This is a genomic window from Hyphomonas sp., from assembly GCF_040882205.1.
In the GTDB taxonomy this organism is placed as follows: Bacteria; Pseudomonadota; Alphaproteobacteria; order Caulobacterales; family Hyphomonadaceae; genus Hyphomonas.
The window spans coordinates 1-5910 of sequence record NZ_JBBEBT010000104.1 but is presented as its reverse complement, the minus strand read 5'-3'; the positions used below and the strand labels follow the sequence as shown (position 1 = coordinate 5910).

Here is a 5910-nt window from a genome sequence, read left to right as displayed (position 1 = left end):
GGTTCATCCGCATCCAGAACCAGATCTTGATCAGCCCCACCGCGATCATCGCGAACAGGAACACGCCGAGCCAGAACACCATCAGGCGCGGCTCGGTCGTCTCGTACATCTTGAAACCTGCCCAAACGGCGACGCCGAAAAAGGCAAAGCTCAGCACGAAGGCAAAGCCGGTCCACAGCTGCATCGGGCCGGAAAAGGTCGAGCCAAGCTGGCCGAAAAGGCTTTCGCCCGCTTCCAGATTGCGCAGGAAGGCTTCGTCTTCCGCAGACAGGCTTTCCTTCAGCCGGTTTTCAAAGTTGGTCATGTCAGGTCTCCTTCCAGAAGGTCCTTCAGGTGTTGGCGCGCATGCAAGATGCGCGACTTTGCCGTGGCGACGGAAATGCCCGTGGCAGCGGCGGTTTCGGCGAGGGTCAGCCCCTCGCTGAAATACACGATCGCGGCGATCCGGTGTTCGGCGCTGAGCTGGCCCAGCGCTTCAAGGATTGCATGGCGCAGCGGCGCGCCATCCGGCCAGGCAGGCTCCCGCGTTATTTGATCTGCGACCCGGCTTTTATCGAAGCACCCTCGGCTACTGGCACTGCATTTTCCGATGCATCCAAGGAAGTTAGGGGTGCCCGCCTCACGAACACGGGAACAATTGCCAGAACAAACAAAACTACGACGGTTGCCAGCACTGCGGTTGCTTCAAGTCCTAACCCCGCAGATATGCCTATCCCAGCTGCAGCCCAGACGCTGGCAGCTGTAGTCAGTCCTTGGACCTGCCGCGTAGCAGTGCCCAAGATTATTGCACCAGCGCCCAGAAACCCTATCCCTTGAATGATCCCCTGAATGATTCGCGAAAGATCCCCCACCGACATCCCAGCCTGAGTTGGCCCAATAACGAATATGGCTGCACCAACTGCTACCAACATATGGGTCCGTACGCCCGCACCCCGCGCTTTCCGCTCCCTCTCGTATCCCAGAATTCCGCCAAGCAATGCAGCAACGGAAATACGGATAGTTATCTTGGTCACCGTCGCAACATCCGGTATGTCAGAAAACTCTGCGATGATTGTTGACCGGATTTCTTGCAGCATTTTGAGCCTGGCCTTTTAGTTGGGACTTCAGGGTAACGTTCTATCGATGCCTCAAGTGGCTTAAAAAGAGCCAGAAACTGCCGGGCTGACTCAACCTCAATCCTGCGATTCATGCCCGCGATTGATGCCCGCAATCCGTCCGGCACCCTACATCCGCGCCGGCACAGAAATGCCCAGCAGGTCCAGCCCCGTCTCCAGCTGGTGCCTCACGGCGTCCGCCAGCGCCAGCCGGCTCGCGCGCTTCGCAGCGTCCGGTTCCGCCGCAATCGGCAGCGCCGCGTAGAACGCGCTGAACGCTTGCGCGAGGCTGTAGAGATGTTCGCACAGGATATGCGGCATCCGCTTTTCACGCGCGCCCAGCAGCGCGGCGCCGAAGCCGTCGAGCTGCAGGACCAGAGCGCGCTCGGTGTCTTGCGTCACCGCCGCCATGCCCGGTGCATGCCTCGCTTCTGCCGCCTTGCGCAGCACGGATTTCACCCGCACCGCCGCATACATCAGGTAAGGCCCGGTCTTGCCCTCGAAGCTCGTGAAACGCTCGAGGTCGAACAAATAGTTTGTCGTGCGCGTGTTCATCAGGTCGGAGAAGCGCAGCGCAGCGACCGCCACTTTCTTCGCCACATCTGCTCGCTCGTCGGCGCCCATATCGGCGGGGAGGTTGGCAGCCGCGAGTTTCTTGTCCGCCTCTTCCAGCGCCATAGCCAGCACGTCCGCCAGCCGCAGCACGCCCCCTTCGCGCGTCTTGAAGGGCTTGCCGTCCGCGCCGTTCACCGTGCCGAAGCCGATATGCTCCAACCGGCTCTCCTCGATCAGCCCCAGTAGCCCTGCAGCGCGGTAGACCTGTTCGAAGTGCAGCGCCTGGCGCTGATCGACCACATACAGCATCCGCTCCGGCATGGGCTTCAGCGTCGACATCCGGTCTTCGATCGTGGCGAGGTCCGTCGTGTGATACCCAGTACCGCCCCGGCTGTTGACCAGCATCACTGGCGGCATTTCCTTTTTATCGCTCTGCCTGGCGACATGAACGATCCAGGCCCCGTCGCTCTGCTCGGCAAGACCTGCCGCCTTGAACCGCTCGACGAGGCCGGGGATCAGGCGATCGACATCGCTCTCACCCTTCCAGAGGTCGAACGAGACATTGAGGAAACCGTAGTCGATCTTCAGCGCTTCGACCGAGACGTCGATGAAATGGCGCAGCAGCGCGCGGTAGCCCGCCCGCCCGGCCTGCATCTCGGCGACCGCCCTCTGCGAGCGCTCGTTGCGCGCCTCGTCGGCCTTCGCCTTGTTGCTGGCCTGCGGATACAGCCGGCCCAGATCCTCGATCGAGACCGGCGCTTCCTTCGGATACGGCCCCGGATAGCCTGCATCGAAATAGATCAGCCCCGGTTGCTCGTCCTCTAGTTCGGTAACGAGGTGGCCCATCTGCAGGCCCCAGTCGCCGAGGTGGACATCCGAGATCACCGTATCGCCGAGGAAGCGCAGCATCCGTTGCAGCGTGTCGCCGATCACCGCCGAGCGCAGATGGCCGACATGCATCGGCTTGGCTACGTTAGCGCCGCCAAAATCGATCACGGTGACCGCTGCGTCCGCCGCCTTCTCCGCCCCCGCCATCGCATCGCCGCGCACCGCTTCTGCCCGCGCCGACAAGGCCGCATCCGACACGCGAATATTGATAAACCCCGGCCCCGCCACCTCGGCAGACAGCACCAGCGGGTGTGACTTCAGCGCCCCGGCGATCTCGACCGCAATCTCGCGCGGCACCCGCCCGGCCGCCTTCGCCGCCGCCATCGCGCCATTGCACTGGAAATCCGCAAGCTCCGGCTTGTCGCTCCGGCGCACCTCGCCGAATCGCGCCTCAAGGCCCACGGCTTCGAACGCGGCGCCCGCAGCGGCCGACAGCTCCTTAGCCAGGCTCGCCATGAATTATTTCGCCGCGTCGAGGCGGAAACGGCTGCCGGATCGGTTGAACTCGAGCTGCTCGGGCGTCAGTTCGAAGCCGACGATCACCTCGAAGTTCACCCCCGAGATCGACTCGTCCGCGCGCGGGATCATGATCCTGTTGACGAATTCCGACTTGCCGGTCACCAGCCCGCGGCCGAACTCGGCCCGGGTGTCGAAGTACTCCTTCGCCAGCACCTTCCCGTTGCGGCGCGTCACCGCCACGAAATACCGGTAGTCATGCGTATCCGCCGTCGCCGCCGGACCCTTGCCAAAGGCGAAATCCACCTCGATCTCGGCTTCCAGCGGGATTTCCTTGAAATACCGGCAATACAGCCGGACATTGGTGATCTCGCCGGTATACTCGATGTTCGAATACAGTTGGCCGTCCCCGTCCTGGAACTTTACATACCGGGCGGCATCATGGATCGAGCCGGCCACCGGGCACGGGCCCGCATTCGGCGTATCGTCCAGCTGCTGGGCGAGGCGCGTGCTGCAGCCTGCCAGGACCAGCGCGAGGAAAAGAGGGGCAAATTTCAGCATGCGTCTGCGTGTCCGTCTTGGCCGTATGTAAAGGCGGGTCCATCTGATAGCTTGCCCGTGTTAAAGGCCTTGGCGCCGACACGCAACGCACCAGGCGCAGGAGATTTGAGGCCCCGAATGACCCAGAAACGCCCCCTCACCCTCCGCCTGGCCGCCCCCCGGGGCTTCTGCGCCGGGGTCGACCGCGCCATTCAGATCGTCGAGGAATCCCTCGCCAAGTGGGGCGCCCCCGTCTTCGTGCGCCACGAGATCGTCCACAACCGGCACGTGGTGGAGCGTCTGGAAGCCCTTGGCGCCGTCTTCGTCGAGGAACTGGACGAATGCCCGGACGACCGCCCGGTCATATTCTCGGCCCACGGCGTGCCCAAATCCGTGCCCGCCGAGGCGAGCCGCCGCAACATGATCTACCTCGACGCCACCTGCCCGCTCGTCTCCAAGGTGCATATCGAGGCCGAGCGCCACCACGCCAACCAGCGCGAGATCATCCTCATAGGCCATGCCGGACACCCCGAAGTGATCGGCACGATGGGCCAGCTGCCCGAAGGCTCGGTCACCCTGATCGAAACGGTGGAAGACGTCGCCACCTACACGCCCGCAAACCCCGCCAACCTTGCCTTCCTCACACAGACCACCCTCAGCGTGGACGACACCGCCGAAATCGTCGCCGCCCTGCAGGCGCGCTTTCCAGGCATCTCCACGCCGCACAAGGAAGACATCTGCTACGCCACCACAAACCGTCAGGAAGCCGTCAAGGTTCTCGCCCCCGGCGCCGGCCTCGTGCTGGTCATCGGTGCACGGACGAGTTCAAACTCCGTCCGCCTCGTCGAGGTCGCCCTGCGCGCCGGCGCCGCCCATGCCGAACTCATCGCCTCCGCCGAAAACATCGATTGGTCCTGGTTCGACGGCGTCTCGACGCTGGGCCTGACCGCCGGCGCCAGCGCCCCCGAAGACCTCGTGCAAGGCGTCATCAACGCCTGCCGCGACCGCTTCGACGTAACGGTCGAAGGCGTGGAAACGGCGAAGGAAACGGTTGTCTTCAAGTTGCCCCGGGTGTTGGCGGGGTGAGGGTTGGCTAGTATTCTCTGCGGCTTATGCAGCAGTATGCTGAGCATGAATGCTCCGATCTTAGCTCATCTGGCAATTTGCCCCCGTTTTCGATCTGTGGTGGCCACCCGCTACGTTGCGGCCCTCAAAGACCAAGGGTGCATTGAGGCCGAAAGCCGCAGCACACCAACTTCGCCGGTGCCCGGTGCATTGCGCTGCGCCTAATGCGCCCTGCGTGTCGCGCCCCTTCACCAAATCCCGCTCTCCACCCCCGCCATCATCCCCGCGCCCAGTTCGCGGCATTTCGTCAGCAAGACCGCGTCCAGCGTCTTCGGGCCTAAGATTTGCTCCGGGGTCTGGGCATCCGTAACCGCGATCATCGGCGGCTGCACTTCGCGCAGGCGCCAGCCCATGGCGATGCGGGCGAGCTCGCGGGCGGCGTTGGCGCCGTCCGAACCCGCCGCAATCATCTGCGCATAGGGCCGCCCCTCGGCGCGCCCCAGCACAGGATAGTAGCAGCGGTCGAAAAATTCCTTCATCTCGCCGGAGAGGCTGGCGAGATTTTCCGGCGCGGCGAACAGGTATCCGTGCGCGGCCAGCACATCCTCCGCTGACGCGTCCTGCGCCCGCAGCAGCCGCACCTCGCCCTCCTCGCGCGCCCCTTCAAACGCCGCCCGCGCCATCGTCTCCGCCGCCCCGGTCCGCGAATGCCAGATGATGAGGAGGTGTTTCATGGGGACATCCTAAACCGGGGATGAGGCGGATAGCGAGGCCCCCATCCGTCCGCTTCGCGGTGGAGGAAAGAGGGCACGTCCAGGTGCGAGGTCTTTCCTTCACCGCTCTAGCGGAGGAAGTGGCGCGCGCCAAAAGGCGCGTGTCGCAGGGGGGACTCTCGCGTCGCATGGCACCGTGCTAACGTCCCTGCATAATCAAGAGCCCCGCCATGAACCTCACCCACGCCAAGCCCATTACCTTCGTTCTCACGCCGGACCATACGCACGCCGCCGCCTGGTACCGGGACCTGCTGGGCTAGGTCCATGTCTCGACGGATGACTTCGCCGCAGTGTTCGATATTGCCGGCGCCGCGCTGCGCCTCACCACCGTAAAGGGCTGGCAGGCCGGGGCACATACCGTGCTCGGCTGGGCCGTGCCAGACATCTGCGCCGCCATCGCCGCGCTGAAAGCCAGGGGCGCGGAATTCCTGGTCTATCCCGGCTTCGGCCAGGACGCGGACGGTGTCTGGCCGGCGCCCGGCGGCGCGGTGAAAGTCTGCTGGTTCAATGATCCGGACGGCAACAATCTCAGCCTTATC

8 protein-coding genes are annotated in these 5910 nt (G+C 63.9%); 2 read left to right on the top strand and 6 right to left on the bottom strand.

Going from position 1 to position 5910, the window contains the following annotated elements; genetic code table 11:
* From WEA77_RS04345 to WEA77_RS04325, 5 genes are all read right to left on the bottom strand, one after another.
* The coding region (locus WEA77_RS04345; RefSeq protein ID WP_368066641.1) for a DUF6768 family protein at positions 1–304 on the bottom strand (304 nt) is incomplete at its 3' end.
* Positions 301–483 carry an RNA polymerase sigma factor gene (locus tag WEA77_RS04340; protein WP_368066642.1) on the bottom strand — a complete coding sequence of 61 codons (183 nt, stop codon included), beginning with the start codon at positions 481–483 and terminating at the stop codon, positions 301–303. The genes WEA77_RS04345 and WEA77_RS04340, both read right to left, overlap by 4 nt.
* 44 nt (positions 484–527) lie before the next feature.
* Positions 528–1076 (bottom strand): MgtC/SapB family protein, encoded by a 549-nt coding sequence (locus WEA77_RS04335; protein WP_368066640.1) that lies wholly within the window; start codon positions 1074–1076, stop codon positions 528–530.
* A gap of 147 nt (positions 1077–1223) precedes the next feature.
* On the bottom strand, positions 1224–2993 hold the full coding sequence (gene argS, locus WEA77_RS04330) for an arginine--tRNA ligase (RefSeq protein ID WP_368066639.1): 1770 nt from the start codon (positions 2991–2993) through the stop codon (positions 1224–1226).
* Between the two features lie 3 nt (positions 2994–2996).
* Complete coding sequence (locus WEA77_RS04325) at positions 2997–3554, bottom strand: hypothetical protein (RefSeq protein WP_368066638.1); 558 nt, start codon at positions 3552–3554, stop codon at positions 2997–2999.
* Between the two features lie 117 nt (positions 3555–3671).
* On the opposite strand from WEA77_RS04325, the gene ispH reads away from it, so the two are divergent.
* Positions 3672–4619 (top strand): 4-hydroxy-3-methylbut-2-enyl diphosphate reductase, encoded by a 948-nt coding sequence (ispH, locus tag WEA77_RS04320; protein ID WP_368066637.1) that lies wholly within the window; start codon positions 3672–3674, stop codon positions 4617–4619.
* 227 nt (positions 4620–4846) lie between these two features.
* On the opposite strand, the gene WEA77_RS04315 is transcribed toward ispH, so the two are convergent.
* Positions 4847–5332 carry a flavodoxin family protein gene (locus WEA77_RS04315; RefSeq protein ID WP_368066636.1) on the bottom strand — a complete coding sequence of 162 codons (486 nt, stop codon included), beginning with the start codon at positions 5330–5332 and terminating at the stop codon, positions 4847–4849.
* A 329-nt stretch (positions 5333–5661) separates the two neighbouring features.
* Between WEA77_RS04315 and WEA77_RS04310 the strand changes: the two genes are divergently transcribed.
* Positions 5662–5910 (top strand): VOC family protein (locus tag WEA77_RS04310; protein ID WP_368066635.1); only part of this gene is annotated, 249 nt, incomplete at its 3' end.

Bases quoted from the DNA above. Each gene is read 5' to 3' on its own strand.
- WEA77_RS04335 (WP_368066640.1), bottom strand. From the start codon at position 1,076: ATGCTGCAAGAAATCCGGTCAACAATCATCGCAGAGTTTTCTGACATA.
- argS (WP_368066639.1), bottom strand. From the start codon at position 2,993: ATGGCGAGCCTGGCTAAGGAGCTGTCGGCCGCTGCGGGCGCCGCGTTC.
- WEA77_RS04325 (WP_368066638.1), bottom strand. From the start codon at position 3,554: ATGCTGAAATTTGCCCCTCTTTTCCTCGCGCTGGTCCTGGCAGGCTGC.
- ispH (WP_368066637.1), top strand. From the start codon at position 3,672: ATGACCCAGAAACGCCCCCTCACCCTCCGCCTGGCCGCCCCCCGGGGC.
- WEA77_RS04315 (WP_368066636.1), bottom strand. From the start codon at position 5,332: ATGAAACACCTCCTCATCATCTGGCATTCGCGGACCGGGGCGGCGGAG.